The 23,694-nt window shown below is 60.7% G+C and carries 24 protein-coding genes; 13 read left to right on the forward strand and 11 right to left on the reverse strand.

Annotated features, from left to right (window positions below; translation table 11 throughout):
• The first annotated feature begins 227 nt into the window (after positions 1-227).
• The 6 genes from Q8K08_RS01535 to Q8K08_RS01560 all read left to right on the forward strand — a co-directional run bounded on the left by Q8K08_RS01535 (position 228) and on the right by Q8K08_RS01560 (position 6,622).
• The gene (locus Q8K08_RS01535) at positions 228-1,823 is read left to right on the forward strand and encodes an MFS transporter (RefSeq protein ID WP_305249011.1); all 1,596 of its coding nucleotides are present in this window, start codon (positions 228-230) and stop codon (positions 1,821-1,823) included.
• Positions 1,824-1,932: 109 nt separating this feature from the next.
• On the forward strand, positions 1,933-2,766 hold the full coding sequence (locus tag Q8K08_RS01540) for a MurR/RpiR family transcriptional regulator (RefSeq protein WP_305248985.1): 834 nt from the start codon (positions 1,933-1,935) through the stop codon (positions 2,764-2,766).
• A gap of 177 nt (positions 2,767-2,943) precedes the next feature.
• Positions 2,944-3,984 (forward strand): TRAP transporter substrate-binding protein, encoded by a 1,041-nt coding sequence (locus Q8K08_RS01545; protein ID WP_305248986.1) that lies wholly within the window; start codon positions 2,944-2,946, stop codon positions 3,982-3,984.
• Positions 3,985-3,996: 12 nt separating this feature from the next.
• Complete coding sequence (locus Q8K08_RS01550) at positions 3,997-4,596, forward strand: TRAP transporter small permease subunit (protein ID WP_304801625.1); 600 nt, start codon at positions 3,997-3,999, stop codon at positions 4,594-4,596.
• Positions 4,593-5,900 (forward strand): TRAP transporter large permease, encoded by a 1,308-nt coding sequence (locus tag Q8K08_RS01555; RefSeq protein ID WP_305248987.1) that lies wholly within the window; start codon positions 4,593-4,595, stop codon positions 5,898-5,900. The genes Q8K08_RS01550 and Q8K08_RS01555 overlap by 4 nt, the downstream gene beginning before the upstream one ends.
• Entirely contained in the window at positions 5,897-6,622 is a 726-nt protein-coding gene (locus Q8K08_RS01560; protein ID WP_304797116.1) for an aspartate/glutamate racemase family protein, read from the forward strand. Before Q8K08_RS01555 ends, Q8K08_RS01560 begins: the two co-directional genes overlap by 4 nt.
• A 26-nt stretch (positions 6,623-6,648) precedes the next feature.
• Here Q8K08_RS01560 and Q8K08_RS01565 read toward each other — a convergent pair whose 3' ends face one another.
• Positions 6,649-7,728: an ABC transporter ATP-binding protein gene (locus Q8K08_RS01565; RefSeq protein WP_305248988.1), complete on the reverse strand. Its 1,080-nt coding sequence runs from the start codon at positions 7,726-7,728 to the stop codon at positions 6,649-6,651.
• Between the two features lie 94 nt (positions 7,729-7,822).
• Between Q8K08_RS01565 and Q8K08_RS01570 the strand changes: the two genes are divergently transcribed.
• From Q8K08_RS01570 to Q8K08_RS01600, 7 genes are all read left to right on the forward strand, one after another.
• A complete protein-coding gene (locus tag Q8K08_RS01570) occupies positions 7,823-8,536 on the forward strand; it encodes a GntR family transcriptional regulator (protein ID WP_305248989.1) in 714 nt (237 codons plus the stop codon).
• Positions 8,533-9,510 (forward strand): alpha/beta hydrolase, encoded by a 978-nt coding sequence (locus tag Q8K08_RS01575; RefSeq protein ID WP_305248990.1) that lies wholly within the window; start codon positions 8,533-8,535, stop codon positions 9,508-9,510. Before Q8K08_RS01570 ends, Q8K08_RS01575 begins: the two co-directional genes overlap by 4 nt.
• The gene (locus tag Q8K08_RS01580) at positions 9,507-10,733 is read left to right on the forward strand and encodes a sugar ABC transporter substrate-binding protein (protein WP_304802772.1); all 1,227 of its coding nucleotides are present in this window, start codon (positions 9,507-9,509) and stop codon (positions 10,731-10,733) included. The genes Q8K08_RS01575 and Q8K08_RS01580 overlap by 4 nt, the downstream gene beginning before the upstream one ends.
• A gap of 96 nt (positions 10,734-10,829) precedes the next feature.
• On the forward strand, positions 10,830-11,729 hold the full coding sequence (locus tag Q8K08_RS01585) for a carbohydrate ABC transporter permease (protein ID WP_304802774.1): 900 nt from the start codon (positions 10,830-10,832) through the stop codon (positions 11,727-11,729).
• Positions 11,726-12,559 (forward strand): carbohydrate ABC transporter permease, encoded by an 834-nt coding sequence (locus Q8K08_RS01590; protein ID WP_305248991.1) that lies wholly within the window; start codon positions 11,726-11,728, stop codon positions 12,557-12,559. Before Q8K08_RS01585 ends, Q8K08_RS01590 begins: the two co-directional genes overlap by 4 nt.
• A gap of 10 nt (positions 12,560-12,569) precedes the next feature.
• Positions 12,570-13,457 carry a sugar phosphate isomerase/epimerase gene (locus Q8K08_RS01595; RefSeq protein ID WP_305248992.1) on the forward strand — a complete coding sequence of 296 codons (888 nt, stop codon included), beginning with the start codon at positions 12,570-12,572 and terminating at the stop codon, positions 13,455-13,457.
• Entirely contained in the window at positions 13,454-14,485 is a 1,032-nt protein-coding gene (locus tag Q8K08_RS01600) for a Gfo/Idh/MocA family protein (RefSeq protein WP_304802581.1), read from the forward strand. The genes Q8K08_RS01595 and Q8K08_RS01600 overlap by 4 nt, the downstream gene beginning before the upstream one ends.
• Positions 14,486-14,658: 173 nt before the next feature.
• Here Q8K08_RS01600 and Q8K08_RS01605 read toward each other — a convergent pair whose 3' ends face one another.
• The 10 genes from Q8K08_RS01605 to Q8K08_RS01650 all read right to left on the reverse strand — a co-directional run bounded on the left by Q8K08_RS01605 (position 14,659) and on the right by Q8K08_RS01650 (position 23,626).
• On the reverse strand, positions 14,659-14,922 hold the full coding sequence (locus Q8K08_RS01605) for a hypothetical protein (protein ID WP_305248993.1): 264 nt from the start codon (positions 14,920-14,922) through the stop codon (positions 14,659-14,661).
• Positions 14,923-15,131: 209 nt separating this feature from the next.
• Positions 15,132-16,187, reverse strand: coding sequence for an AraC family transcriptional regulator (locus tag Q8K08_RS01610; RefSeq protein WP_305248994.1), 1,056 nt, complete (start codon positions 16,185-16,187; stop codon positions 15,132-15,134).
• Positions 16,188-16,246: 59 nt separating this feature from the next.
• Positions 16,247-16,579 (reverse strand): cupin domain-containing protein, encoded by a 333-nt coding sequence (locus Q8K08_RS01615; RefSeq protein WP_304798571.1) that lies wholly within the window; start codon positions 16,577-16,579, stop codon positions 16,247-16,249.
• Positions 16,572-17,237 carry a cysteine hydrolase family protein gene (locus Q8K08_RS01620; protein WP_304798574.1) on the reverse strand — a complete coding sequence of 222 codons (666 nt, stop codon included), beginning with the start codon at positions 17,235-17,237 and terminating at the stop codon, positions 16,572-16,574. Before Q8K08_RS01620 ends, Q8K08_RS01615 begins: the two co-directional genes overlap by 8 nt.
• Positions 17,237-18,769 (reverse strand): ABC transporter ATP-binding protein, encoded by a 1,533-nt coding sequence (locus Q8K08_RS01625; RefSeq protein WP_305248995.1) that lies wholly within the window; start codon positions 18,767-18,769, stop codon positions 17,237-17,239. The genes Q8K08_RS01620 and Q8K08_RS01625 overlap by 1 nt, the downstream gene beginning before the upstream one ends.
• The gene (locus Q8K08_RS01630) at positions 18,766-19,443 is read right to left on the reverse strand and encodes a cysteine hydrolase family protein (protein ID WP_304798580.1); all 678 of its coding nucleotides are present in this window, start codon (positions 19,441-19,443) and stop codon (positions 18,766-18,768) included. The genes Q8K08_RS01625 and Q8K08_RS01630 overlap by 4 nt, the downstream gene beginning before the upstream one ends.
• The gene (locus Q8K08_RS01635) at positions 19,440-20,456 is read right to left on the reverse strand and encodes a formamidase (RefSeq protein WP_304798583.1); all 1,017 of its coding nucleotides are present in this window, start codon (positions 20,454-20,456) and stop codon (positions 19,440-19,442) included. The genes Q8K08_RS01630 and Q8K08_RS01635 overlap by 4 nt, the downstream gene beginning before the upstream one ends.
• Positions 20,457-20,466: 10 nt before the next feature.
• A complete protein-coding gene (locus Q8K08_RS01640) occupies positions 20,467-21,393 on the reverse strand; it encodes an ABC transporter permease (protein ID WP_305248996.1) in 927 nt (308 codons plus the stop codon).
• The gene (locus Q8K08_RS01645) at positions 21,393-22,487 is read right to left on the reverse strand and encodes an ABC transporter permease (protein WP_305248997.1); all 1,095 of its coding nucleotides are present in this window, start codon (positions 22,485-22,487) and stop codon (positions 21,393-21,395) included. The genes Q8K08_RS01640 and Q8K08_RS01645 overlap by 1 nt, the downstream gene beginning before the upstream one ends.
• A gap of 11 nt (positions 22,488-22,498) precedes the next feature.
• Positions 22,499-23,626: a BMP family ABC transporter substrate-binding protein gene (locus tag Q8K08_RS01650; RefSeq protein ID WP_305248998.1), complete on the reverse strand. Its 1,128-nt coding sequence runs from the start codon at positions 23,624-23,626 to the stop codon at positions 22,499-22,501.
• Between the last annotated feature and the right edge of the window lie 68 nt (positions 23,627-23,694).

Below are 23,694 nucleotides of genomic sequence, written 5' to 3' on the forward strand. Positions count from 1 at the left end.
CACTCAACGCCAGCCGCTTGATCTGTTTGCGTATGACCAGCTGGCCGGCGCGGTCGAACCCGACAAGATGAAACGTGTCCTTGCCGATATCGACACCGACGACGGCAAGGTCTTCGAAGCTTCCTGTCTTCTTTGCACACATGGCTACTTCTCCTTGTTGCACGGTTGATCCCTCTTCAGGGTAACCCAACTGTGGGGAAGCAGCCGACACATCCCATTAGCGGAACATAACCTATCGCCGGCTTTGGGCCGCGACAACGATGTCGAGCCTTGGGACGTTAATACAGGCTGTTGGCGCCGCATGGCTTATGACCACGCTAACCACATCGCAGACGATGGTTTCGCTGGTTCAGGCCTCGAACACGCTGCCGATCATGGCTTTTTCATTGATAGCCGGGGCGCTGGCCGACACTTATAACCGGCGGCGTATCCTGATTTTTGCCCAGATGGCGATGGTTCTGGCCTCGGCCGCATTGGCAGTGACCGCGTGGATGGACGGTTTGACGCCCTGGATGCTGCTTGGCTTTACCTTTTTGATCGGCTGCGGGTCCGCGCTGTACAACCCGTCTTGGCAGGCATCCATGGGCGATATCGTGCCGCGGGACGATCTGCACAATGCGATCAGCCTGAACAGCCTTAGCTTTAACATGATGCGCAGCATTGGCCCGGCGGCGGGTGGGGTGATTGTGGCGGTGGCCGGACCCTCTGCCGCCTTTGTGATCAACATGGTGCTGACGCTGCCGTTGATCCGCGAGCTCACCCGGTGGCGACCTGATTACCCAGGGTCTGACCTCCCGCCAGAAGATATCGGCGCGGCGATCGGGGCGGGGCTGCGCTATATTCTGATGTCGCCAGCGCTGCTGAAAGTGCTGTTGCGTGGCGCGATTTTCGGCACTGGAGCGGTGACCACACTGGCGCTGCTGCCCTTGGTAGCACGCGATACGATGCAAGGCACAGCACTGACCTACGGCGTTTTGCTTGGCACTTTTGGTCTGGGTGCCATCGGGGGCGGTATCGCCAACACGCGGCTAAAGCAGCATCTGTCAAACGAAGCCGTAATCCGCATTGCGTTTACCGGCTATGCGCTGGCGATGCTGGCGCTGGGGTTTGCCAACTCCATGGTACTAGCCTGTCTTGCGTTGCTGGTCGCCGGGGCCTGTTGGGTGATGGCTCTGGCACTGCTGAATGTGACGGTGCAGCTTTCGACGCCGCGCTGGGTTGTGGGGCGGGCGCTGTCTTTTTACCAGACGGCGACGTTTGGCGGTATGGCGCTGGGGTCATGGCTGTGGGGCAGTGTTGCCGAAGCGCACGGCCTGCCGACTGCCTTTGTCGTTGCAGCGGCTTTGTTGACGGTGGGAGGCCTGCTGGGGCTGTGGTTGCCGCTGGCCGCGTTTCCAGAGGATGATCTGGGTCCGCTGGGGCGGTTTCGCCCGCCCACACCAATGATCGACATAAAGCCGCGTTCGGGGCCGATCATGGTAATGATCGACTACGACATCGGGCTAAATGATACTCCGCGCTTTCTGGCCCTGATGCGCGAGAGACGGCGCATTCGCCTGCGCGACGGGGCACGGCAATGGACATTGATGCGCGATATAGAGCGACCGGAGACGTGGATCGAAAGCTATCATGTGCCAACGTGGATCGACTATATGCGGCACAATCAGCGCCGCACTACGGCGGACGCCGACAACCTCAACCAGTTGAACGCCCTGCATAGGGGGCTGCAAGGCCCGCAGCGCGTGCATCGTCTGATCGAGCGGCAGACCGTGCCATTGACCGATGATCTGCCGCCCGTTACCAGCGGGACGATTGATATTTAACGCAGGATATCTGGCGATGCTCGTGAAAGTGAAGGCATCGCGCCGACGGGCCTTCGCATTCTTTCCTGTCGATGCTAGCGTGAAAATCAGTTTGCAGAACGGATGATCCATGGCCCGCGAGCAGCAATTTCTTTCCCGTGTAAGGGCGGCACTGGCGACACTGGGTCCGGCCGAGCGTAAGCTTGGTGATCTGGTCGCAGATTTTCCCGGTGAACTGGCCAGTTACAACGCGTCAGAATTAGCCGCGCTGGCAGGTGTTTCAAATGCCACCGTGACCCGGTTTGTCCGCAGGCTTGGCTATGCGTCTTATGAGGCGGCACGGGTGGATGCCCGGCAAGAGCTTGTGACGGGGTCGCGTCTGTATGCCGTGGCAACCACTGCAGATACCTCGGACACCGCCGCCTATATTAGCCGCGACAGCCACAACATCAGCCAGACGTTGGGCGCTGTCGATATGGCGCAGGTTGACCGTGTGGGCACCGCTCTGCTGGGCGCGCGAAAAGTCTGGGTGGTGGGCTACCGTGCCTCGGCGGCCTTTTCAGCCTATCTGCACTGGCAACTAACGCAGGTTATAGAGTCTATTGTGGCCATTCCCGGCCCCGGACAGACCATGGGCGAACATCTGGCCAGTATGCGAACTGGCGATATGGTGGTGTTCTTTGCGATGCGCAGGCGGACCGCACAGACCGGGGCATTGCTGCGGCAGATGCACAGTCAGGGCGTGCCGGTCATCATCATTTCCGATGAGGGCATGGAAACCGACCCGCAGGCGTTTTGGCATGTGCATTGCCAGACATCATCCCCCGGCCCACTGTTCAGCCATACGGCGGTGATGGGGCTATGCAGCCTGATCGCCAACCGAACGATCCTTGTGGCCGACCGCGCGGGACGGATCCGGCTGGCCGAGATTGAACGTCTGAACGACGTGCTGGACGAACTTTGACCAGCGCCCGAAACGCTCGCACGGCGCCAGATTTTTCGCTCTTTCTGCGGTCACTGCGCGAAGTTTTCTGAAAATTCGTTTTCGAAAGATCAAAAAACTCTGCAGAGTTGTGAAAATATGTTTTCATGATGGCAAGCGAATCGGTCTTCAATGAAAACATAATCAACAGGAGTTATCATGCGACGCTCACTTCGTCTTACGGCCTGTGCTCTGGTGCCTGCGCTTTTCCCTCTTGGTACTTTCGCCGAAACGGTCACGCTTCGGGTGCTTGGCCAGCCCTCTGGTTCCGGCCTGATCGCCCAGCAAAAGGAGATGCCCTATTTTGAGGCGCTGGCCGAAAAGACCGGGCTGGATATCAAGATTGAATATCTGCCGGTGGATGTGGCGGGCATTCCCGACACCGACGGCTTGCGGGTGCTGCGCTCTGGGCTGTTCGACATTGTGTCGATCCGTGGGCCGCAGGTCAGCCGGGATGAGCCTTCGGTTCTGGGGCTTGACCTTGTGGGCCAGAATACCAGCTTTGAGGCCGGGCGCGCCCATGTGGCGGCGTTCCTACCCTATGTGGACAGCCGCTTGCAGACTGCCTTCAACGCCAAGCTGGTCGGCATGTGGCCTGCCGGACCGCAGGTGATTTTCTGCAAGCCCGAGGTGGCATCTTTGGCCGATCTTTCTGGGCACAAGGTTCGCGTGGGCGATCAGTCGGCGGCGAATTTCGTGGCAAAGATGGGTGCGACCGGTATTTCGATGCCGTTTGGCGAGGTCCAGCAATCGCTGGCGCGCGGCGTGGTGGATTGCGCAATCACCGGTCCGGCGTCGGCCAATTCCGGCGGCTGGCCAGAGGCCACAACCACCGTGCTGCCAGTGGCACTGCAACTGGCAATGAACGGCTATGCCATCAATCTGCGCAGCTTGGAAAAGCTGTCGCCCGATGAACAGGCCAAATTGATTGCCGCGTTAGAGGCGTTGACCGCAGAGATCTGGGATTTCTCGGAAGAGCTGTATGATGATGCGATGCGCTGCAACACCGGGGCAGAACCTTGCGAGCGTGGTGTTTCCTATAACCTGACCGCAGCGCCAGTGTCAGACGCCGATCTTGCCGCTGTGTCGGCCGCTGTGACAGAGATCTCATTCCCGGTTTGGGCCGAGCAATGCAACGCCGTCGCCGCTGACTGTGCCGAGACCTGGCAGGCGACAGTCGGTGCACTATTGGCTAAATAGGGGGCAAAGGTGATGGAACGCTATTCCCGCATGCTTGGCATTATCTTCGGGATGCTGATGCTTTTGCTCTCGGTGGCGATCACCGCCGAGACGCTGCTTCGAAAGCTGTTTTCCGTCACCCTTGGCGGGATCGACGAACTGGGCGGCTATGCCATTGCGGTGGCCGCCCCGCTGGCCTTTACCGTGGCGCTGATCGGGCGTGGTCATATCCGTATCAACCAGGTCAGCCGCCTGTTTCCGCGCCGGGTGCAGGCGGTGCTGGATGTGGTGGCGGTAGTGTCATTCGCGGCGCTGTCGCTGTTCTTCTTGCACTTTGCGATACAGACCGTGATTGACACCTATACCTATAAATCCATCGCGCAGACCCAATGGGCCACGCCACTGATCTGGCCACAGACCGTGTGGCTGATCGCAACCGCGACCTTTCCGACTGCCGCCGTGATCTTTGCGTTTCGGGCCGTTGTGCTGCTGGCGCGTGGCGACTGGCAGGGCATTGCGCGCAGCTATGGCACTGTGGGCGCGGCAGAGGAGTTGCAGGAAGAACTGGACGATCTAAGGCGGCGTGAAGTCGAGGCCGGATTGCCAGCACGCGAAAAAGAGGTCTTGTCATGAGCATAGCAATCGTCGGACTTGGCTTTGGCGCCATGCTGCTGTTGATGTTCCTGTCGGTTCCGATTGCGGTTGCGATCATCGCGGTGGGCGGCTTTGGCGGCTGGATGATGTATGGCATGCCGCTGGTCGATATGATGGGCGGGGTGATCTGGTCCAGCCTGAACAGCCATTCGATGCTGGCTATCCCGTTGTTCATGCTGCTGGGTGAATTGCTGCTGCGCGGTGGCATTGCAGACCGGATGTATGATGCGATGGCAGTCTGGCTATCGCGGCTGCCGGGCGGCTTGCTGCATTCCAACATTGCCACTTGCACGCTGTTTTCGGCCACATCTGGGTCTTCGGTTGCGACTGCGGCAACCGTGGGCACCATCGCCCTGCCCGCCTTGCAACAGTATCGCTATCCGGTTGGCCCGTCGCTGGGATCGCTGGCTGCGGGTGGCACGTTGGGCATTCTGATTCCGCCATCGATCAATCTGCAGGTTTATGGGTCCATCGCCAATGCGTCTGTGGGTCAGTTGTTTGCAGCGGGTATTGTGCCGGGCATCATGTTGGCGCTGTTGTTTTCCACCTACATCGCGATTTTCCATGGCAATGCCGGGGAGGAGGCGACCGAGCTGGTGCAGATGCCACTGCGCCAGAAGCTTGCGCTGAGCAAGCATCTGATCCCGCCATTTGTGATCTTTGGCGTGGTCTTGGGGTCGATCTATGGCGGGCTTGCCACGCCGACGGAATCGGCGGCCATCGGTGTGATGATCTCACTTGGGTTTGTGGCGCTTGGCGGGCAGCTCAGCTGGGATCTGCTGGCCAATTGCGCGTATCAGGCCGCGCGGACCAGTGGCATGGTGATGATCGTGCTGGTGGTGGCGCTTTTGCTGAATGTCACAATCTCGATGACCGGGGCGGCGCAGGCGGTAACGTCGTGGATCGCGGCGTTCGATCTGGACCGACTGACGCTTCTGTTGGTGCTGTTGGTGTTCTACGTCATCCTTGGCACCTTCATGGATGCTATGTCGATGATGGTGCTGACAGTGCCGATCATGATGCCGGTAATCCTTGTCGCGGGGATTGATCCGATCTGGTTTGGCATCTTTGTGGTGATCATGTGTGAGATTGCGTTGATCACGCCGCCGGTGGGGATGAACCTGTTTGTCGTGCATGGGGTGCGCACCGATGGCGGCAGTTATGGCGATGTGATCCGTGGGGCGTTTCCCTATGTCATTGTCATGATGGGATTTACCATCGCACTGATCATCTGGCCCGAACTGGTGATGTGGCTGCCCAACATTCTGGCAGGGCGCGGATGAAGGGAGAGATACAGCCTTTGGGCCTTGATCTTGAGGAGGCGCCGCCACGGCGCCTTCTGATTGTGAACCCCAACAGCAGCGTAGAGGTCAGCCGTCTGATCCATAAAACAGCCCTTTCCGTCCTGGCCGATGGGGTGACGATCCGCGTTATCCAGCCCGACACCGGCCCGATGGCCATTCAGACGCTGGCTGATCGTCGCATCGCCGAACCGCTGGCGCTGGACCTGCTGGCGGCCAATGCCGATCATGATGCCTATGTGATGGCCTGTTTCGACGACATCGCGCTGGATCAGGCGCGGCGGTTTCTGCCGGTGCCGGTGGTGGGCGCGGTCGAGGCATCTGTGGCCCTTGCCCGCCTGTTTGCCGCGCGGTTTTCGGTTGTCACGACGGTGCAAAGCGCCATTCCCGGCATTTGCAGCGTGTTGGAAGGGTTAGGTGCGGCCAGCCAATGCAGTGTTCGTGCAGCGGGCATCGGCGTGACCGAGGCCGCCGACGGCGGCGCAACAAGCGAAGCGCGGATCGACGCCGCGATTGAGATGGCGCGCAACATTGATGGCGCGCAGGCAATCATTCTGGGGTCGGCCGGTCTGACCGGGCGCGCCGCTCAGCTAAGTCGCAAGCACCGCATCGTAGTCATCGACGCGATGGAGGCCGCCGTGCGTCTTGCGGTTGCGGCAATCGGCATCAGCGCGCGCCAAAGCCAGATGAAGGCGAGGCGCTGATGTCGGATGTGGCGGCACTCCTGCCGCTAGGTTTCCGATGCGGCAGAGCGTATCCGGTTCCCTGTCTTTGCGTCAAACACATGCAGTTTGCGCCGGTCAAAGCGCAAGTGCAGGTCCATGCCCCGGGCGACCGGAACCTCAGGCGACAGGCGCACCACGGCCATGGTTCCCGCAATCTTGCACGATACCATCGTGTCTGATCCCAGCGGCTCAAAAACCTCTACCCTGGTGGTCAGATCGGCCTGTTCGGCAGAGGTCAGCATGATCGCTTCGGGCCGGGCCCCCAGCCGGACCGGGGCGCCGGGCGTGGCTCTGACCGGAATGGCCAGCCGGATGCCATCCAGTTGAACGCCGCCGCCATCGGCCTCTACGGTGCCGGAAAACATGTTCATCTGAGGCGAGCCGATAAATTCGGCCACAAACAGGTTGGCGGGTTCTTCGTATAGCGTCAGTGGCCGGCCTTCTTGCATGATGCGCCCCTCTTTCAGAATGACCACGCGGTCGGCCAGCGTCAGCGCCTCCACCTGATCATGGGTGACATATACCGTCGTGCGCCCCAACAGCCCGTGCAAACGCTTGATTTCGGTTCGCATTTCTACCCGCAGCTTGGCATCAAGGTTTGACAGCGGCTCGTCAAACAAGAACGCCGATGGGCGCCGCACAATGGCGCGGCCCATGGCAACCCGCTGGCGCTGCCCGCCCGAAAGCTGACCTGGCCTGCGGTCAAGCAGCGGCTCAATCTGCAAAATCTGCGCCGCCTCGACCACACGATTGGCGATATCGGCAGCGTCGGTTTTGCGCATTTTCAAGCCAAAGCCGATGTTCTGCGCCACGGTCATGTGCGGATACAGCGCGTAGTCCTGAAACACCATCGCCACATCCCGATCACGCGGCTCCACCGCGTTCACCACCTTGTCGCCGATCGACAGAAGGCCGCCGCTGATCTCCTCCAGCCCGGCAATCATCCGCAGCAGAGTTGACTTGCCACAGCCAGACGGGCCGACCAAGGCCACGAATTCCCCATCTTCGATGGCCAGATCAATGCCGTGAATCGTCTGCACCGCGCCATAGCTTTTGGCGACTTTTTCCAGCGTGATTGTGGCCATCTGCCCATCCCCTCCGTGACGACAAAGGACTTGTCAGCCCCAATTGTTGCTATTATCAATATTGATAATGATAACGCAGATCAAGTGAGTCGACATGGCTGCCGAGAATTTTTCCCAGATCATGCCCCAACCTGCCGCCGCGCCGCGTGCCTTTGCGTCGCGTCGCAGCCACCTGATTTATCGCAGCCTTCAGCGTGAAATCGTGCTGGGTCTGCTGGCCCCACGCTCTGCCTTGCTGGAACTCGAACTGGCAAACCGGTTTGAGGTCAGTCAGGGCACCGTGCGCGAGGCACTTTTGCTGCTACAAGAAGAAGGTCTGGTGCACCGCATGGCGCATCGCGGCACCGTGATTGCCGATTGCCGGGCTGAGGATGCCGAGGAACTGATCCGCCTGCGCCATGATATCGAATGCCGTGGCGTGCAGCGGGCGATGGCGCGGCAGGGCGCAAAGCTGGCCGATACACTGCGCCGTCACCTTGCAGCCATGCAGGCAGCGGCACAGGCGGGCGATGAATATCTGCTGTCGGTGCATGACCGCGCCTTTCATGCTGACCTGTTTGAACAGGCCGACTTGCCCCCGGTGCAACCCGTACTGGCGCGCTGCCTGATCCACGCGCACCGGTTCAAGATCCTGCATCCCGAACAACAGCGTGATCTGCTGGAAACCGCCAACCGCCATCAGGTGATTATTGAGGCCGTTGCCGCGGGCGATGCCGCCGCCGCCGCCGCCGCCCTGTCGCATCACATCACCACGATTGTTGATTTCGGGCCCAGCGTTCTGGGTGCATCCACGGGTAACGGTCCATGAGCCGGAGCCAGCCCTCGCCAGATATGGCCGCCATTCTGGCACGGCTGGCGGCTGAAGATGCGGGCCTGCCCGACCCGACCCAACTGCTCGCCGCGCAAGGTCGCGCACAGGCCGCACAGGCCAATGCGCGCTGGAACCACGACTTGCCAGATATGGCGCAGGTGTCCGAGGTGCTGGCCCAGGGTCCGGCTGGCCCTTTGCCCTGCCGTGTTCTGGTGCCACATGGCCCGGTGCGCGGCACGATCCTGTATCTGCATGGTGGGGGCTGGGCGTTTTGCGACCGCGATACCCATGACCGCGCAACACGCGTGCTGGCGCAAGAGGCTGGCGCGGTTGTGGTCAGCGCCGATTACAGCCTTGCGCCTGAACACCCGTTTCCCGCCGGGCTGGAGGACGCCCGCGCGATCTGGGCCGCGCTGTGTGCAGGCGATGTCCCCTTTGCAGGGCTGACCCGGCCCTTGGCGATTTCAGGCGACAGTGCGGGCGCGAATATAGCGCTTGCAGTTTTGCTCGACAAAGCTGCGCCGCGCGCGGATTGCGCCTTGTTGTTCTATGGCGTGTATGGGGCTGATTTTACCAGCCCGTCCTACACCGCCTTTGCTGATGGTCCGGGCCTGACGCGGGCCAAGATGCAGCGCTATTGGGATTGGTATGCACCACAAACCCCGCGCCACGATCCGCAGCTTGCGCCCCTGCTCGCGCCTGATGCGGCACTTGCTGATCTGCCCCCGCTGTATCTGAACGCAGCCGAGATTGACCCGCTGCGGTCAGACACCGAACGGCTCTACGCAAGACTTATGGCCCTTGGACGGGCCGACCGGTTTCGCCTGCATGGCGGAGTTGTTCACGGCTTCATGCAGATGAGCCTTGAACTGGAGGAGGCGCGCCGGGCGCTGGCCGATGCAGGGGCAGCGTTTCGCAGCCTGACCAGCCAACCGTCGCGAAACATTACAAAAAGGGAGAGAGACACATGATCACCACCCGTATGACCCGCCGTGTTGCGGCGGCGCTGATGGCCAGCACCCTGCTTGCCGGGGCGGCCAACGCGCAGACCGTGAACTTTTGGTATCACTTCGACAATGCCGACAACCCGATGTCAGACCTTGTTGCCAAGTTTGAGGCGGAGAACCCCGGCATCAAGGTCAATGCAGAGAACATCCCATGGAACAGCTATTACGACCAGCTTTACACCTCGCTTGCCGCTGGCACCGCCCCCGATGCGGCACTGGTCAAGTTGAACGCCCTGCCCCGTCTGCTGGAGATGGAGGCGTTGGAGCCACTGGATGCCCGCCTTGATGCCTGGGAGGGCAAGGCGGAAATTCAGGACAATCTTTTGACCCTGACCGCCGCCGCAGATGGCGGGCATTACTACCTGCCCGTGCAATATGTGGTGCTGTATCTGTATTACCGCACGGATATGTTTGCAGAACTGGGCCTGACCCCGCCGGAAACCTGCGAACAGTTCCGCGATGCCGCCATCGCGCTGACCCGCGACACCAATGGCGACGGGCAGACCGATGTATACGGCTTTGGCTTCCGCGGCGGGCGCGGCGGGCATGACCATTGGGCCAGCTTCGTGCTGTCCCGCGAGGGCGTGGGCTTTGGTCCGGGCGAGCTGACCAGCGCCGCCGGGGTGGAAGGGTCGCAGTTCGTCGTCGATCTGTTCCGCACCGACAAGGTGTTCCCGCCTTCGGCCCCGAATGACGGGTTTCAGGAAATCATCGGCGCGTTCAAGAACGGCACCACGGCGATGACCATTCACCATATCGGGTCGTCTGCCGATATGGTCGCCACGCTGGGCGATAATGTGTCGGCGGTTCCGGTGCCGGAGTGTGGTGGCGGGCGCTGGACCTCCTTTGGCGACGAAAGCACAGCGATCTTCTCGTCGGCGCAAGACAAGGATGCGGCGTGGAAATGGATCAGCTTCCTGTCCAGCCCAGAAAACAACGCGGCCTTTAACGTGGCCACGGGTCAGCTTCCGGTGACAAAGACCGACAGTGCCGCATGGAACCTGCACGCAGAACGCTTTGTCGATGCAACCGTGGCATCCTTGCCCTTTGCCAACTTGCTGCCCAACGTCAGTGAAACGGCAGATTTCGCCAACACCGTCTGGCCCGTTGCCATGCAGCGCGCCCTGATCGGTGAGATCAGCGCCGAGGCGATGAACACCGAGATCGACTCGCTTTACAACAAGTGACCAGGTCACTTTGAAAGAGTGACCCCGATCACCTAAGCGAGCCAAGGGCAGGCCGCACCTCCCCGGCCTGCCCCCCTTTAGCTGCAAGGCAAACTCATGTCCGCACTTCAAGCCCCCCCTGTCCCGCTGTCGCGCCGCGTGCTGCCCTATGCAATGCTGTCGCCCGCCGTTCTGGTTACGCTGGCCATTGTGTTTCTACCGATGATTCAGGCCGTCTGGATGAGTTTGCATGATTATGTGCTGTTCCGTCCGCGCGTGTTTGATTTCGTCTGGTTCAAGAATTTCCAGACCGCACTGGCCGATCCGGTGTTCTGGATATCCCTGCGCCATACCGTGATCTGGATCGCCATCACCGTGCCCGCGCAGATGCTACTGGGGCTGGCCACCGCGCTGCTGCTCAATCAGGAATTTCCGTGGCGGGGTTTGGCACGAGCCTTGGTCATCATCCCTTGGGCGCTGCCCTCGGTGGTGATCGCGCTGATGTGGGTGTGGATTTATGACAGCAATTACGGGGTGTTAAACGATCTTTTGCTGCGGATGAACCTGATAACAGCATCCGTCCCTTGGTTGGCAAATCCCGATACCGCCCTTTACGCCATTATCCTGACACTGACGTGGCAGGGGTTCCCATTTTTTGCGGTGATGATTTTGGCGGGCCTGCAAGGTATCCCGAAAAGCTACTATGAGGCCGCCGCTATTGATGGCGCATCCAACTTTCGCCAGTTCTGGCACATCACCCTGCCGGGTCTGGCCGGGGTATTGATGACCGCGACGCTGCTGCGCATCATCTGGGTGGCCAATTCGATCGACGTGATCTTCGTGATGACAGGCGGCGGCCCCGGCTATTCCACCTATACCCTGCCGCTCTATGCCTTCATCAACGCGCGCACGGGGTTGAACTACGGCTATGGCTCGGCGCTTGCGGTCAGTTTTACGCTGGTGCTGCTGGGCTTTGTCATCCTCTATCTGCGCCGCGCGGGAAGGAACATCGGATGATGGTGCGCAATAGGTCCGTTGTCAGGCGCATCCTCACCGTCGATCTGCCGGTACTGCTGATCCTGTGCTTCACGCTGTCGCCTTATCTGTGGATGGCGCTGACCTCGGTCACTGAAAAATCGAAGCTGTTCACCGAAGGCCCATCGCTGGCCAGGGCCACACTAGAGAACTACAGCCGCTTGTTCAGCACGGTGGGCTTTGGTCGCAATCTCTTGGACAGCTTCATCGTCGCGGGCGGCACGATGGTTGTGGGGCTGGCGCTTGCCGTGCCAGCTGCCTATGCGTTTTCCCGCTTTCGCTTTCGCGGGCGGCGGCTGCTGATGTTGCAATTCCTGCTGATCAACATGTTCCCGCTGGTGCTGCTGATCCTGCCGCTGTTCATCCTGATGCGGTCGCTTGGTCTGGTCGATACCTACCTTGCGCTGATCATCGCCAATTCCACGGTTGCGATCCCGTTTTCGGTCTGGATGATGACCAGCTATATCGACAACATCCCAAGGTCTCTGGACGAGGCGGCGATGACCGATGGCTGCACCCGCTTTGGCGCGCTGTTCAGGGTGGTGCTGCCGCTGTGCACCCCCGGCATCATCGCGACGGGCGTTTATATCTTCATCACCGCATGGAACGAATACCTGTATGCGCTGACCCTTGGTGGGCGCAGCGTCAAGACGATCACCGTCGCCATCCAAACGCTGATCGGAGAGTACCAGATCGAATGGGGCCTGCTGACGGCAGGCGGCATTGTGGGCGCAATGCCGGCCACGCTGCTGTTCCTTTTCGTGCAGAAACGTCTGATCGCCGGGATGACCCAAGGCGCGGTCAAGGGATAAGGAGACCATCGTGAAAAACCCCATTGGCATCATTTCCATGCAATTCGTGCGGCCTTTTGTCGGCACCGATCTGGGGCTGTTTGCGCAGATCCGTGACATGGGCTTTGACTTCATCGAAATGCTGGTGCCCGAACCTGAAGACGGGCTTGATCTGGCCACAACCCGCCGCGCGCTTGATGATGTGGGCCTGTCGGTTGTGTTGGCCGCACGGGTGAACCCGCAACGCTCTATCGCGTCCGACGATGCCGGCGCGCGGCAGGGCGGGTTAGAGTATCTTGCCCGTTGCATCGAGGTGGCCGATGGGTTGGGCGCGCAGATCATTGGTGGGCCGCTTTATGGCGAACCAATGGTGTTTGCGGGTCGCCCCCCCCTCTCCCGGACAAGCGATGAAATGAAGGCGCGCGCCGACCGGATGATCGACGGCTTGCAACGGCTGGCCCCGCAAGCGCGGGCGGCAGGCAAGGTGTTTGCGGTGGAACCCTTGAACAGGTTTGAAACCGATATGCTGAACACCACCCGCCAAGGCATTGTGCTGGTCGATGCAGTGAATGATGCGGGGCTTGGGCTGATGCTGGATACCTTCCACATGAACATGGAAGATCAGTCGATCCCCGATGCCATCCGTCTGGCGGGCAAGCGCACAGTGCATTTTCAGGCCAATGAAAACCATCGTGGCTTTCCCGGCACCGGGAACATGGACTGGCCCGCCATTATGCGCGCGCTGTCGCAGGTCGGCTATACCGGCCCGGTGTCGCTGGAACCCTTCCGCCGCGACGATCAGCGCCTTGCCCTGCCAATCGCCCATTGGCGCGCGCCTGCCGAGGATGAGACGGCGAAACTGAAGGCCGGCCACGCGCTGATCCGTGCCGCCCTTGACTTTGCGGAGTATGCGCAATGACCACTCGCCCGTTGAACATCGGTTGGATCGGCTGCGGCCGCCACGCCCGCTGGATGCTGCTGCCACAACTGGACAAGGCCGGGTTCCGCATCGCCGCATTGTGCGACAGGGACGAGGCGGCAATGCAAGAAACCGCCGCGCATTACGGCGTGACCAAAACCTATACCGACTGGCAGCAGATGCTGGACCAGCCGGGGCTGGACGCCGTTTTCATGGCAGTGGGGCCACAGGTGCATTACGCTGCCACCCTTGCGGCCTTGGCAAAGGGCATTCCGGTGTTCATGGAAAAGCCTCCAGCCGCCAATCACGCACAGGCCCTTGACCTGCAACGCGCGTCAGAAGCGGCAGGAAAACCGGTCTATGTCGGCTTTATGAAGCGCTACTCCACCGGCAACCGTATCGCGGGCAACATTCTACGCGGCCCCGATTTTGGCCCGGTTCTGGGCATCACCGGCACCTATATGACCGCGCCAACCTATTTCGCAGCCGAGGAGGATTACACCGGCTTTTATCTGCATCATTGCGTGCATTACATGGACCTGATGCCATGGCTGGCGGGCAGCCCGCTGGCCGACATCACCCTGCGCCGGATCAGCCCGGCCAAGGGGCGGGTGCTGTTCCACATGGGCTTCACCTGCGAAAACGGCACCATCGGAAATGTGGTGATGGGTACGCTGCAATCACGCGGCACGCCGATGGAGCAGATCACCGTGATGGGCGATCACAACCGCGTGGAAGTGTCGAATGTCATCAACGTATCATGGCACCGCGACCCCCCGTTCAAGGCGGAGGACCCGGCCGCCACACTGGACGGCGCCTGCGACACCCTGACGTGGACCCCGAATTTCACCGCCGCCGCGAATGAGGATCACAAGGGCTATGCCGCGCTGCTGGCTGATGTCGCGGCGGGTCTGGCAGGCCAACCCACCACCGCACCCACCATTGCAGATGGGGTCACAGCCATGGCGATGCTGGACCGGATGATCGCCCTGCTGGAATCAGACGCGGCCCGGAAGACAAGCGCGTAACCGTGCAGGGAGGCACGCAAAAGGCCCGCGCGGGATCCTGTCCTGCCTAAAAGCAACGGCGCGACGCTGGTTTGCCTTGGCCTGATCCCGCCACGCTTAATCGTGATTGGCACGATTAAGCGTGGCCAACGCCGCTGCACAGTTCAGGAAAGCCCCGTGACAGGCCAGCGCAGTTACACTGCGACTGCCTCGTTTGTAAGAAATGCACCCGCACGAACCGGCCCGTCAGTTCTCGCGGCAGGCAAGATCGCGCCGTTGCCGGTGCCATTGTGCAGGTAGCCGCGATACAGCAGCTGCACGCTGGCCGGCCTATGTCCGCTTTGCTCGGATAGACCGCTGTGAAGGACGCCGCGATAGATCAAATCCTGCGGACTACTTACCGCTCGCAGATCAATGCCGTCATGTTCAAAACCACGATAAATCAACCTGGTCATCATTCTGTGTATCCTCCCATGGTGTTCGCGCCCTGCGGCTTTCTGGGTGGCGGCAATGCGCCCTGTCCCGTTTTTGTCGTCTGATATAAATCAGGCCAACGTCAATCAGGCTACATCAGGCGCATCAGGCGGTCTGGACCGGAGACGAAATGACAGGACGGTTTGCGCAGCGTTTTTCCTGTGCCGGATCGCGAAACACCGCACGCAGGCTATCAGACGCGGCGGCCTGCCACGTCTGTGGGCGACTCACCGAATGCCGCCTTGTAGAACCGCGTGAAGCGACCGGGATTGGCAAAACCAAACCGAAGCGCAACCTCGGTAATCGTGGTCCCCGCATTGCCCGAATGCAGCGCCTCTCTGGCTGCTTCAAGCCGGAACTGACGGATGGCCAACAGCGGCGTTGTCTCTCTGAACTTGCGAAACGCCATTTGCAAACTGCGCACGCTGCACCCTGCAGCTTGGGCCACTTCATGCAGCGCAATCGGCTCTTCGACATGCGCGCGCATATATGCCTCTGCCCGTCGCAGGGTTCCTGGCGTTGCAAGAGCGCGAGGCCTGGCGATCTCGTCAGAATAATTATTGGGCAGCGCCCGCAACATCGCGTAGATCAACAGGTCGGAAAAAGACCGGTTCGCGGCTTCGCTTCCCAAGACGGATGGAGCGGGGGATTGAAGCTCGCTCATAAAAAGCTTGATGAGTTGGCGCAGGGCGGCCGACTTAGGTGCCAACCAGTCGAACACTGGCTGAAATCTGACCTCCCCACGGGCAGGGGCACCCATAAGAGCGGCAAGTCTTTGCGCGACGCTTTCACCGGGGATCCAGATGGCCAGTCGTTCCTGAGAGCCGACCGATGCCAAGGTTGTGCCAGGATTTCCCTGATAGACCAAGCCGCAGGTCGGATCGACCGAGGCAGATGAACAGCCTTCCCCCGAATAGACAAGGTTGCCCTGCCCCACCATTGTCAGACAATAGTCGGGCAAACCCGGCCCAGCGATCAACATCTTTGCTGCAAGCCGGTCAGCAACAAAGGCAACGTCAAGTTCGCCTGCCTTGCTTGCGCCACGCAGAGAAACCGGGCCGGTTCCCACATCCGCCTGTGCTGTTTGCCCGAGTATGGTGTAACGGATACGGTGAAATTCAGGACGTTGAAAATACGGGCGAAGCTGCGGCCAGTATGACCCGCTTTCCAGATCACGCAGGTGCTGGATTGGTGCGAGCTTGAACCCCCGTGGCGGACTGCCTTTGAAATCTGATGGAGGTTGCTCCATTTGTTGACGCTCCTCTCATCATTGATCCCTGACTGCTCCACCTCCTACATTGCACCTATTCAGATAAATTCGACCGGCCGTTCCCATTGGATAAGCACCACACAACCGGGCACTGACCAGACCCGATGCTCTGACCCCGCGGGGTTGAACACCAGATCACCTTCGCCAAAGGTGCCGGTGTCATCACTTTGCGTGCCCGTCAGAACCAGTATGGTTTCCAGCCCAAGATGCCGGTGCCGCGGCACAGATGCGCCGGGGGCATAGCGAAGCAGCGCCACATCCGGGATGCCCTGCCACAGATGGCATATCTCGACACCCTCGCGGAAAGGCATGAACTCCATGTCCTGCCAGCCATCCGGCAGCAGTTGCGAAATGCTTTTGGGCTTAGTCATGCAGGGCTTCCAGAATGGTGGCGGTGGGCGCGGCCCAGCCAACGATGCCGCCTTGTGCTACGATCATCTCGATGGCGCTGGCCTTGAAATTGGCAAAGTAGCTTTCTGTGGCATCTGTTGCGATCAACCCATCGTAACCGCGATCATTGGCTTCGCGCATGGTGGTCTGCACGCAGACCTCTGTGGTGACGCCCGCAAAAACCAGTTGGCGCAGGCCAAACCGTTGCAGATGCAGTCCGAAATCTGTGCCATAAAACGCGCCTTTGCCGGGCTTGTCGATGACAAGCTCTCCGGGCAAGGGGGCCAGTTCGGGGATGATGTCAGCGCCGGGCTCCCCCGCAATCAGGATGCGGCCCATCGGGCCCGGATCACCGATGCGCAAGGCGGGGTTGCCCCGGTCGCGCTTGGCAGGAGGCAGGTCGGACAAGTCAGGACGGTGACATTCGCGGGTGTGGATTACCGGCAGGCCCGCAAGACGAAACCCCTCGATCAGGCGACGCGTGGTCGGGATAATGGCCTGCAACAGGCTGACATCATTGCCAAGCGAGGCACCAAAGCCCCCCGGTTCGACAAAATCGCGCTGCATGTCGATGACGACAAGACCGATGGTGGCACGGTCAAAGGTGAAATCGAAAGGGCGGGCGTGAATTACAGGCATCAGGCGTGCCCCGCCATGTAGTGGCCGATTTCGGCGACATTTGCAGTGGCGATGGGGGTCTCGAACGCGATGTGACCTTCGGACATCACGATGATCCGATCTGACAGCTCCATGATTTCATCCAGATCCTCGCTAATCAGCAAGATCGCCACACCCCGGTTGCGCGCCTCGACCAAACGGTCACGGATGGTGGCGACCGCAGAGAAATCCAGCCCGAAACACGGGTTCGACACGATCAACACCTCGACATTTCCGGTCAGTTCCCGCGCCAGCACCGCGCGCTGCACATTCCCGCCCGAAAGCGACGAGATCCGCGCGCTGGGGCTGGATGTCTTGACGTTGAAAGCGGAAATCAGGGAGTCGGCGTTGCGGGCCATCGCGGTGCTGTCTTTCCAGAAGGCCGGCTTTTCCCCGCCATTTTCGTCAAAGCTGCGAAAGGCAAGGTTTTCGGCCACGCTCATGCGCGGGGCGCAGGCGTTGCGCATCGGCTCTTCCGGCAGATACCGCACCTTGTGTTGCTTGGCTTGCGCGCGGGTGGCGGTGTAGGGTGCGCCGTTCAGGATGATCTTGCCAGAGCTCAGATGGCGCTGGCCGGTCAGGATTTCCATCAGCTCCATCTGTCCGTTGCCCGATACCCCTGCCACGCCCAGAATTTCGCCTGCCCGCAACGCAACGCCGTCGATCGCGATCGGCTTGAGACCAGAGCGATCCATCGCCCGCACGCCATCGAGTTGCAGCACAACTTTTCCCGACACCGTTGCGCGCTGGCGGTTCGACGGGGTTGGAGCCTCTCCCATCATCATGGCGGCCATATCGGCCGGGGTCAGGTCGGCCACCTTGCCGCCGCCAACCCTTTTACCACGCCGCAGGACAGTCAGATCATCGGCAAACGCCATCACCTCGCGAAACTTGTGGGTGATCATCAGAACCGTTAACTCGCCTGCACGGGTCAGCGCGCGGACATGGCCAAGCACCTCGTCCGCCTCAGCCGGGGTCAGAACCGACGTCGGCTCGTCAAGGATCAGGAAGCGGTGACCAAGGTAAAGCTGCTTGAGGATTTCAAGCTTTTGCTTTTCCCCGGCAGCCAGTCGGTTGACAGGCTGGTCCAACGGCACGCTAAAAGGCATCCGCGCGAGGAACGCCTCAAGCGCGGCGCGTTCAGTTTTCCAGTTGATGATGGCGGGCGCATCGGCGCGACTGATCACCAGATTCTCCGCCGCAGTCAGCGAGGGGACCAGCGTAAAATGCTGGTAAACCATCCCAAGGCCCAAGCTTTGTGCCACCTTTGGGTCGGTCATCTCGACCTCGCGGTCGGCGACAAGAACGGTGCCCGCTGTCGCACGGTAGAACCCCATGATCGCCTTGACGATGGTGGATTTGCCCGCACCATTCTCGCCCAGAAGGGCATGAAAGCTGCCCGCCTCGATCTTGATCGACACGTCATCAAGGGCTGTGAAATCGCCAAAGCGCATGGTCATGCCCAGCGCCTCGACGCTGAAGGCTCCTTGGGGGGTCTTGAACCGCCGGCTCATGGCAAGACCGCGATCAGCGACGCGCTGTCAGACACCGCACCAAACACGCCGCCCTGCATCAGCACCATCTTCAGCGCCGCATCATGGTTGCCCTTGTCGGTAGCGCCGCAGCAGTCCGACAGGATCACACATTCAAAACCCCGGTCGTTGGCCTCGCGCATTGTGGTGTGCACACAGACATCGGTGGTAATCCCGGTAAGGATGATGTTGGCGACGCCGCGCGTGTGCAGGATCATTTCCAGATCGGTGGCGCAAAACGACCCCTTGCCGGGCTTGTCGATAATGATCTCGCCCGGTGCGGGGTACAGGTCGGGGATGATGTCCCACCCCGGCTCGCCCCGGATCAGAATGCGCCCACAAGGGCCGGGGTCGCCGATCCCAGCGCCAATCTGTTGCGACCGCCAACGCTTGTTCGCGGGCAGGTCGGACAGGTCGGGCCGATGGCCTTCGCGGGTGTGGATTATGGTGTAACCCCCGGCCCGCATCGCCACCAGAACTGCCTTGATCGGTTCAATCGGCGCGCGGGTCAGAGAAAGATCATAGCCCATCGTATCGACATAGCCGCCAGGACCGCAAAAATCGGCCTGCATGTCGATGATGATCAGCGCCGTGTTCTCGGGGCGCAGATCGCCATTCCACGGCCAGGCATAGGGCTGGCTGGCAATCGTGGTCATTCGGCAGCCTCCTGTGTGGTTTGCCCGAACATTCGGGTTGGGGCCGGAAAGCCGCAAGAGGTGCCGTCGGTAACGCGCACGGTGTCTTCCCACGGCAACCGATAAGCTCTGGCGGCAAGGTCGGTCATGTAGGTATAGGGGCAATCTTGCGCGCCGCCCTTGACCGCGACATAGCCGCGATGCCCGAACTGATAGGGGTTGTTTTCCACCCCCCAGCCAGCGCGCGCCTCGCGCACTAAGTCGGGGCGGACCTCGGCGGTGATGATCTCATCCACCCGGCCTGCGGTGCCGTGGGCGATGACCGCGCCGTCAAAGTTGACAATCATGCCTTCGCCCATGGAATCAAAAGTGCCATCCGACCCACACATGCAGACATTGGCGGTGACCATCAGGTTGCAAAAGCTGTTGGACTGGTTGGTGAACCGCCAACTGTCACGGATCGGCGCGGTGTAGCCTGCGGTGCGGATCATGATCTCGGCACCCTTATAGGCGGCTTCGCGCGACATTTCGGGGAACATGCCGTCATGGCAGATGATCAGGCCAATCTTTGCTCCCTTTGGCCCGGTGCAGACAGGGATGCCGATATTGCCCGGCTCCCACGGCTCAACCGGAACCCAAGGGTGCATCTTGCGGTAGTAAAGCTGCACCTTACCCTTGTCGTCGATGATCAGGCCGGTGTTGTAGGGATAGCCACCGGGATTATGCTCCATGATCGAAAAGCAGCCCCAGATCGCATTGTCGATGCAGGCTTGCATCAGGGCGGCAACCTCGGGCCCGTCCATCCGGCACATGATGGCGGGATTGGTGTCCATCGACAGGCCGTGCAGCATGTATTCGGGAAACACGACCAGATCCATCGTGCCCAGATTGCGCCGTGCTTTGGCAACCAGCTCCACCACCCGCGCAGTCTGGCGGGCAAGGTCGGCGGGGGTGATAACCACCGGCAGTTGCAACTGCACAAGGCCGATCACCACGCCATTTTCCGATTTGTTCAGCCCACCCAACCCGTTCATTCCGAACCTCCTATTTCGTGATGCTCAATTCGGCGGGTGCGCCTTGCATGGCACGCTCCGGCGATGAGGTTGCGATCAAAAGCCCCAGCGTCAGCACATAGGGGGCGGCGAAGAACAGATAATAGCCTTGGGTCACCCCCACCGATTGCAGCGCCGGGCCAAGCGCGCCAGCCCCGCCAAACAACAGCGCCGCCCAAAAGCAGTTGATCGGATTCCAGCGGGCAAAGATCACCAGCGCCACAGCCATCAGGCCCTGGCCAGAGGAAATCCCTTCATTCCAGCTGCCGGGATAGTAGAGAGACAGATACGCCCCGGCGACTCCGGCAAAAGCTCCGCCTGCCGCCGTTGACAAAAGGCGCACGCGGTCGGCGTTCAGGCCCATGGCGCGGGCGGCGTCGGTGCTGTCACCAACAACGCGGATCACAAGGCCGACACGGGTAGAGCGGAACATCCACCACAGAAAAACCGCAAGGATAGCGCCCACGAGGAACAGCACATTGACCTGCAAGGCAGATTGCACCTGCGGCACATCCGACCAGCCGCCAAGGGAAATTGATGGCAGCTTTGGTGCGACAGGCTGGATGTAGGGCTTACCAAAAAAGAACGCGAGCCCGGTGCCCAGCAGCATCAGCGCAATGCCGATGGCAATGTCGTTCACGCCTTTGAACTTGCAGATCCAGCCATGGACCAAGCCAAAGACCACCCCGGCCAGTGCCGCCGCACCGACACCCAAAAAGGGCGACCCCGTTTCATAGGCCACTGCATAGCCGGACATCGCGCCAAAGATCAGCGTGCCCTCAAGGCCCAGATTGATGCGACCAGACCTTTCCGTCAGACATTCGCCCAGTGAGACGAACAGAAACGGAGTCGAGACCCGGATCGCTCCGGCAAGGATGGCCAGCGGCACACCCCAAAGGCCAATATCGACCGGGTCCATCAGCGGACCTCCCAATAGGCGGGGGTGAAGATCTTGAATCGGCCATAGACTGTTTCCGACAGCAGGATGGCCACAAAGATCATACCCTGAAACACCAGAATCGTGGCATCCGGCAGGTCCATCCGGCGCTGGATCAAGCCGCTGGACGCGGCAAACCCGCCCAGCAAGATCGCCACCGGGATGATGGCCAGCGGGTTGTGGCGGGCAAGAAAGGCCACAAGGATACCGGTATAGCCATAGCCCGCGATCAGCGACCCATTGGCCGACCCATGCACCGCTGCAACCTCAAAAAACCCGGCCAGCCCGGCAAAGGCCCCGCCAAGCGCAGTGAATCCGACCACCAGCCGCCCGACAGGCAGACCCTGAACCTGCGCCGCACGCAGATTGTCGCCCGCGATGCGCGCGGCGAAACCAAGGGTCGTCCGCTCGATCAGCACCCAGCAGGCAATACAGGCGAGGATGCCGACCAACACGCCCCAATGCGCCGAGATCAACGGCATTTCGCCGATGCGCAAGCCTTCGGTCAGCGGCAGGGTCGAGGGTTTGTTCAGGCTTGCCGGGTCACGGAATGGCCCTTCGACCAGATGATTGAACAGCGCGATCGCGATATAGGCCATGAGGAGCGAGGCAATGGTCTCGTTCACCCCCCGCTTGATACGAAGCGCTCCGATGCTAGCGATCCAACCAACGCCCAAAGCCATCGCGCACAGGGCCATAAAGCCAAGCCCGGCTGCGGGCGGCCAACCGGTGGCCTGCGTACCCGCCACCCCGGCGGCCAGACCCCCAAGCACGATTGCCCCCTCGCCTCCGATCACGACCAGACCCAGACGGGCGGGCAGGGCAACGCAAAGGGCCGCGAACAACAGGGGCGCAACCTGGGAAAGCGTGTTCTGCCAGGAAAATGCCGTGCTGAACCCGGCCATCCACACCAGCCCGAAGAACGTTACCGGCGATTTTCCAACCAGCAGAAGAAACAGACTGAAGGCCAATGACCCCGCCAGCAAGGCCGCAAACGGGATAACCAGACCCTCTGCCCGGGGCATCAGCACCGAAATCGTCGATGCCCCGGACGGATGGGCTACGGGTTGTTCCACGTTGGCCACTGTCAGCTCGTTGAGCCGATGACGCCTTCGACCAGATACCCGATGCTTTCGATTGCCACATCGGTTTCGATCAGGCTGCCACCAGCGGGCACAACTTCGGCCCCGGTGTTGTCCTTCAGCGGGCCTTTGTAGGCGGCAAATCCACCGGCCATGATCTCGGCCTTTGTTGCTTCGAATTGCGCGCGTCCGGCGTCGGACACCGCCGGGCCAAGCGGGCTCATCTTGATGAAGTTCTCGGCCAGACCGCCGCGCACAAAGTTGTCGATGGTGCCGCCGCTTTGCACGGTTTCGATCATACCAGTATAGACACGGGCCCAGTTCCACTCGGCCCCGGTCAGATACTTGTCACCGGCCAGCGCCGTCTGGTCAGCGTGATAGCCGCACACAAAGGCACCGCGTCCGGCGGCGGTTTCACACACCACCTTTGGCCCGTCCACATGGCAGGTGATGACATCGCAGCCCTGATCGCACAGCGCGTTCGTCGCCTCAGCCTCTTTCACGGCCAACGACCACTCACCGGTAAAGATCACCTGACAGGTGATTGATGGATCCACAGACCGCGCGCCCAGCAGGAAGGAGTTGATGTTGTTCACCACCTGCGGAATTGGTTTTGCTGCGACAAAGCCGATCTTTTTCGTCACGCTGGCATGACCGGCCGCCACCCCGTTCAGGTACTGGCCCATGCCGATGTAGCCAAAGTAGGAACCGATGTTTGCCGGGTTGTCAGGCGTCCACAGACCGCCTGCGTGCTGAAAGCGCACATTCGGAAATTTCGGTGCAAGTTCAAGGATGTGAGGGTTAAAATAGCCAAATGACGTCGGGAAGATAAGCGTTGCACTGTCAAAGTTGATCATCGATTCCATCGTGTTCTTAACATCGACAGATTCGGGCACATTTTCTTCTTCCAGAACGGTTACACCCGGCATGGCCTTTACCGCGGCCGCACCTTCGGCATGCGCCTGATTATAGCCAAAATCGCCCTTTGGGCCAACGTAGATGAAGCCGACGGTCAAAGGTGTCTGCGCCAGCGCTGACCCGGCACCAAGCACACCGCCCATCGCAGTCGCGCCAGCCAGCGCAGCCGACGACCCAAGGAATCTGCGGCGAGATATTGCTGAGAAATCAGTCATTGAGTTCGCTCCTGTCGAGGCTGTCTGACCGGCTACGGCCATAGGAATCTGTTCCTGCCTTGAAAGGT

Origin of the sequence: Pseudotabrizicola sp., from assembly GCF_030684215.1 — a bacterium.
GTDB lineage: Bacteria > Pseudomonadota > Alphaproteobacteria > Rhodobacterales > Rhodobacteraceae > Pseudotabrizicola.

Bases quoted from the DNA above. Each gene is read 5' to 3' on its own strand.
- Q8K08_RS01540 (WP_305248985.1), top strand. From the start codon at position 1,933: ATGGCCCGCGAGCAGCAATTTCTTTCCCGTGTAAGGGCGGCACTGGCG.
- Q8K08_RS01545 (WP_305248986.1), top strand. From the start codon at position 2,944: ATGCGACGCTCACTTCGTCTTACGGCCTGTGCTCTGGTGCCTGCGCTT.
- Q8K08_RS01550 (WP_304801625.1), top strand. From the start codon at position 3,997: ATGGAACGCTATTCCCGCATGCTTGGCATTATCTTCGGGATGCTGATG.
- Q8K08_RS01555 (WP_305248987.1), top strand. From the start codon at position 4,593: ATGAGCATAGCAATCGTCGGACTTGGCTTTGGCGCCATGCTGCTGTTG.
- Q8K08_RS01560 (WP_304797116.1), top strand. From the start codon at position 5,897: ATGAAGGGAGAGATACAGCCTTTGGGCCTTGATCTTGAGGAGGCGCCG.
- Q8K08_RS01565 (WP_305248988.1), bottom strand. From the start codon at position 7,728: ATGGCCACAATCACGCTGGAAAAAGTCGCCAAAAGCTATGGCGCGGTG.
- Q8K08_RS01570 (WP_305248989.1), top strand. From the start codon at position 7,823: ATGGCTGCCGAGAATTTTTCCCAGATCATGCCCCAACCTGCCGCCGCG.
- Q8K08_RS01575 (WP_305248990.1), top strand. From the start codon at position 8,533: ATGAGCCGGAGCCAGCCCTCGCCAGATATGGCCGCCATTCTGGCACGG.
- Q8K08_RS01580 (WP_304802772.1), top strand. From the start codon at position 9,507: ATGATCACCACCCGTATGACCCGCCGTGTTGCGGCGGCGCTGATGGCC.
- Q8K08_RS01585 (WP_304802774.1), top strand. From the start codon at position 10,830: ATGTCCGCACTTCAAGCCCCCCCTGTCCCGCTGTCGCGCCGCGTGCTG.
- Q8K08_RS01590 (WP_305248991.1), top strand. From the start codon at position 11,726: ATGATGGTGCGCAATAGGTCCGTTGTCAGGCGCATCCTCACCGTCGAT.
- Q8K08_RS01600 (WP_304802581.1), top strand. From the start codon at position 13,454: ATGACCACTCGCCCGTTGAACATCGGTTGGATCGGCTGCGGCCGCCAC.
- Q8K08_RS01605 (WP_305248993.1), bottom strand. From the start codon at position 14,922: ATGATGACCAGGTTGATTTATCGTGGTTTTGAACATGACGGCATTGAT.
- Q8K08_RS01610 (WP_305248994.1), bottom strand. From the start codon at position 16,187: ATGGAGCAACCTCCATCAGATTTCAAAGGCAGTCCGCCACGGGGGTTC.
- Q8K08_RS01615 (WP_304798571.1), bottom strand. From the start codon at position 16,579: ATGACTAAGCCCAAAAGCATTTCGCAACTGCTGCCGGATGGCTGGCAG.
- Q8K08_RS01620 (WP_304798574.1), bottom strand. From the start codon at position 17,237: ATGCCTGTAATTCACGCCCGCCCTTTCGATTTCACCTTTGACCGTGCC.
- Q8K08_RS01625 (WP_305248995.1), bottom strand. From the start codon at position 18,769: ATGAGCCGGCGGTTCAAGACCCCCCAAGGAGCCTTCAGCGTCGAGGCG.
- Q8K08_RS01630 (WP_304798580.1), bottom strand. From the start codon at position 19,443: ATGACCACGATTGCCAGCCAGCCCTATGCCTGGCCGTGGAATGGCGAT.
- Q8K08_RS01635 (WP_304798583.1), bottom strand. From the start codon at position 20,456: ATGAACGGGTTGGGTGGGCTGAACAAATCGGAAAATGGCGTGGTGATC.
- Q8K08_RS01640 (WP_305248996.1), bottom strand. From the start codon at position 21,393: ATGGACCCGGTCGATATTGGCCTTTGGGGTGTGCCGCTGGCCATCCTT.
- Q8K08_RS01650 (WP_305248998.1), bottom strand. From the start codon at position 23,626: ATGACTGATTTCTCAGCAATATCTCGCCGCAGATTCCTTGGGTCGTCG.